Source organism: Paenibacillus sp. 598K (assembly GCF_003851045.1).
GTDB lineage: Bacteria > Bacillota > Bacilli > Paenibacillales > Paenibacillaceae > Paenibacillus_D.
Map to the genome: position 1 here is coordinate 1 of NZ_BFBX01000041.1, position 730 is coordinate 730.

Annotated in this window: 1 protein-coding gene; it reads right to left on the minus strand. The window is 54.5% G+C overall.

Annotation, left to right across the window (positions count from 1 at the left end; translation table 11 throughout):
* On the minus strand, positions 1-685 hold a 685-nt coding region (locus PA598K_RS13680), incomplete at its 3' end, for a reverse transcriptase domain-containing protein (protein ID WP_260405404.1).
* Positions 686-730: the final 45 nt, after the last annotated feature.

The following is a 730-nucleotide window of genomic DNA, read 5'->3' on the forward strand; positions in this document are numbered from 1 at the left end:
GACCGATTTCTTTAAACCAACTGTTCGGCATCGCATACTGGGCATACGTGGAGCTGGAGCTTCGCCAAGCCGTCATTCGCAGTCCGGGCATCTCCCGACTATCCCATCCTCTTCTGCGCATTTCCCGGTGTAGCTTCCTTACTTTCTTCCAGCTGCGTAGCTGCACCGACCGCAACCTTCGCCTTATCCAGCTATCGAACGCACGAAATTGACCCTTGACGTCTCCGGTTCCAAAGTAGTTGCCCCACCCTCTCAGGTACGGGTTCAGCTTCTTCTTCACCAAGTGCTCGACATCCACCGTCTGGTTTCGCCGCGTGATCTCCTTCACCCGTGTTTTGAATTTCGTCATCGCTTTGTCTGTGGGGCGCATCCATTTTCCCGACCGAAAGACATGGCCCAGAAATTCAAAGCTCTCCTTCGTGTTGTTCACGATTTTCGTCTTCTCGGGATGAATGGTTAATCCCATCTCTCGCTCCAGTAGCTTCACTACCGACCTGAGGACTCGCTCCGCTCCTTTTTGCGTCCGGCAACAGATCACAAAGTCGTCTGCGTAACGCGTCAGTCGATGCCCACGCTCGGTCATCGTCTGATCCAGTGGGTGCAAGTAAATGTTAGCCAAGAGCGGGCTGATGACCCCGCCTTGCGGGGTCCCCTGTTCATTGAGGTGAAAGCTCCCGCCATCCATGACTCCGGCTTGCAGGAACTTTCGCAGGAGATTTAGCACGCTTCC